The organism is Kaarinaea lacus, assembly GCF_975902315.1.
In genome coordinates this window covers 1-3,033 of the sequence record NZ_CDLKIE010000430.1, presented here as the reverse complement: position 1 = coordinate 3,033, position 3,033 = coordinate 1, and the positions used below count along the sequence as shown (strand labels likewise).

Annotated in this window: 3 protein-coding genes; all 3 read right to left on the bottom strand. The window is 41.3% G+C overall.

What is annotated here, in order from left to right:
- Positions 1-204: 204 nt before the first annotated feature.
- The gene (locus ACWVCM_RS13545; protein WP_455202293.1) at positions 205-1,239 is read right to left on the bottom strand and encodes a hypothetical protein; all 1,035 of its coding nucleotides are present in this window, start codon (positions 1,237-1,239) and stop codon (positions 205-207) included.
- A gap of 623 nt (positions 1,240-1,862) precedes the next feature.
- On the bottom strand, positions 1,863-2,510 hold the full coding sequence (locus tag ACWVCM_RS13540) for a hypothetical protein (protein ID WP_455202292.1): 648 nt from the start codon (positions 2,508-2,510) through the stop codon (positions 1,863-1,865).
- A gap of 106 nt (positions 2,511-2,616) precedes the next feature.
- The coding region (locus ACWVCM_RS13535; protein ID WP_455202291.1) for a hypothetical protein at positions 2,617-3,033 on the bottom strand (417 nt) is incomplete at its 5' end.

Sequence of the window (3,033 nt, the reverse complement as noted above, 5' to 3'; positions counted from 1 at the left end):
TATCCAGTGTGCGAGCGAACTAGTCCACGACAACGACCAAATGGGAATTACAAGATTTAGATGCCTTATTTTAAATACTTTAATTTTAAATACTTTGATTTTAAATACTTTGGTTATGGTTTATGCGTGACGACTGGGCTTACCAAAAACAGTAAGCCCATTATTAGCTAGCGAAGTTGACAATACCCTGTCGGTAGACTCAATTTATATACAGTCGCCAGTATTCCACGAGCAATTCCAGGTAACATCAGTAACGCTATCACCATCTGTGTCAACGGCAATCTGGAACGAGTTGGAATCTATAAACGTATAAGTAGCTGTAGTCGATCCACTCGCACCAACATCACCCGTTAGCAGCGCAACACCTGTCAGTGGTGGGCTGTCCAGGGAATCAGTGTAAAACTCAACTGGCGTAGGCGTTGAAACAACAGCGTAACCGAATTCCGGGTGATACGCTTTTCCTGTCACCACGACCGAATCATATCCCGGCGGGGAATCTACTGTGGCGACAGTTTTGTAATCCTCCCATTTGAAGGTCACTTTCTCGTAGTCCAGGCGCATTACCAGGTTTAGCGTTGTTTCGTAACCGGCGGCTGTAACCGTTGAAGCCAGCGTCCCACTCATTGTTTCGGAATATCCCTCTTCACGAGCGTTAAAATTCGTGAATTCCATTGCGTAATCTATGATGTCGCATGTCTGGGTAGCAGGATCAAATGTCGCCGCATCACACATTCCACTGAAAGGGACAGTCCCGTTCATAGTAAAGCCAAAATTGCACCACTGATTAAAAATTATAGTTCCAGTGAAGCTACGATCGGTTTCATTGACTTCCGAACTACCGCTAACAGAGCCACCACATAGACCCGGCAATGGTGGTTCGGTCTCAATCCATCCCGTTGGGGACAGTCTTAAGTCATCACTGGAATCGATATTTCCCAGCACGCTATGCAACAACCTTGCAATCGTGATTACTGGAGTAGTGCGACTTCCATCATCAGGTGCCTGTTGATCGATGGCAATCGAAACAAATGAGCCCGCCGTAACGCCCACGAATGCGACATCACCAAGTGGTTGCGCGTTGTCTGCCGTAATGAGCGCCTGGGTCTCTAGCCCAGTATAAGTAACTGGAGTCACACCATCACCATCATCACCATTTGTGCCCAGAGTGCTGATAACACCAAAAACAACGATAGTCATCAACCCTAGATAGCGTAATAGTCTATTGTATGCTTGTAACATTTTCAGGCCCTCCTTAAGTAAAATACAACAGCCCTGTAAACGGCGTTTGTATCTGCAACAATGGAGAGATGATTGAATACTTAAGCGAAACGCATCAACAAATATCAGATGAATTTTCGGGATTCTCGTGGAACAACCAAAAAGGATACAAGTGTGCAAAATTGAATTGGCGCCGAAACACATATAACAGGGTTTCAACGCATGGTGCATTGATAAATAACACCGATATTTTACTTCGCACGGTCAACACGAGAATGCCTCGTATTCAGTCAACCTATAGCGTCAAATTATATTGACACAAAATTCGCTAATATTCTTTTTATTTTTATATATTTAACAACAAAAGCACATTAATGACATTGATAGCTGTCAACAGCACAGCAAATAGAAAGCATTTCATTGATTTAAATAATATCGGTCAGTGTTTAAGGCATAAAAAATACCGTACTATTTAAGTTACACGCAACATCATATTGATATTATCGATATTACAAACTTGCAAAGTAAGATGGTAATTTCACATTCAGGAAAGAAATCTACTGGACTGATTGATGAAGCAATAAATTTGGACCAGGTTCAGCAATTGTCTCGCTATCTATTTTTATGCTTTTAAATGTGTAAATTTACCGGCAATTCCCAGGCTCAACATTTAAAAGAATACATATACTAACCTTTAGAACTGCCCCACCAATCACACCAAGAAATTCTGCGCCAGCGCTGGACTTCTCATTGATTTGCTTTTCACTACTTTGTTCGCTTTGTGCTGCGAAATTTGCAAAAGTATTGAACAACATGAATGTTCTCGCATACGCTACCTTTTCGTCTTTTGATATCATACTTTCGCCTAAAACATATGTGCCTTCACTTTTAAACAAGCTGTCACCATTAGCATTGACTCCGTTTATGTATACGTAACATTCTTTGCCAGTATTTTCTTCATTCTTGTTGAGTATCTTCACATCTAACAAGTAACTTAGCTTTCTAAATTTAAAAACCGTTTCCAGTTGTTCTTCTTCTGCATTGATAGATACTATTTCGAAACTCTCACTACTATCTTCCTGTGAATTAAGGACCGGCCATTCACTATATGCCTTTCGATATCCACAGGCAGATTCAATTGTTGCAAAAAGTGGATCGACTATTTCAGCGACAGCCACCTGTACCTTCTTATTGCGCGCTGCTTGTTGCTCCGGTGTGATTGACCCACCTCCACCCACAAGTGTACAGCTAGCTAAGTTTAAAGCTATCAATATGAGCGATAATTGTTTCATAGCAGGAGCAAATGCGTGTAACGATCGACATAAACTGCTGAGTGGTGCGAAGCGTCCCCGAGGTCCAGTCGACCGGATGGAGCGGCGTTGCGCCAATTGTCAGGCACTAATTAAACCTCACCCTTTCGCCTGGGCCTTTCTCCTGGTTTTTCAACCATTCCGCGGGCTGATAACCTAGCTGTTTCCAACGAGAGTAAAAATACTCGATATCTTCATTATGTTTAGAAAAGTAAATATGCACATCGGAGTCATTACAAAATCTAAACTGAAGCCCTGATAATTTTATAAATAAATCATCGCGACCAATTGCCCCGATACCAGATGCTTCTACTTCCTTAATTTTTTGAATTAGCTTTTTTAATTCTATTTCTTCTTCAAACCAATCGTTGCAGGTATAGTATTCATTACCCCACGCAGAACCAAAAAGTAAACTGCATTTATCAATGCCTTTTTTGGAGAAGTACTCTACCATGAATGATAACTCATCATTCAACTGATCGATTGTTATTGGGTAGGTCAGTAT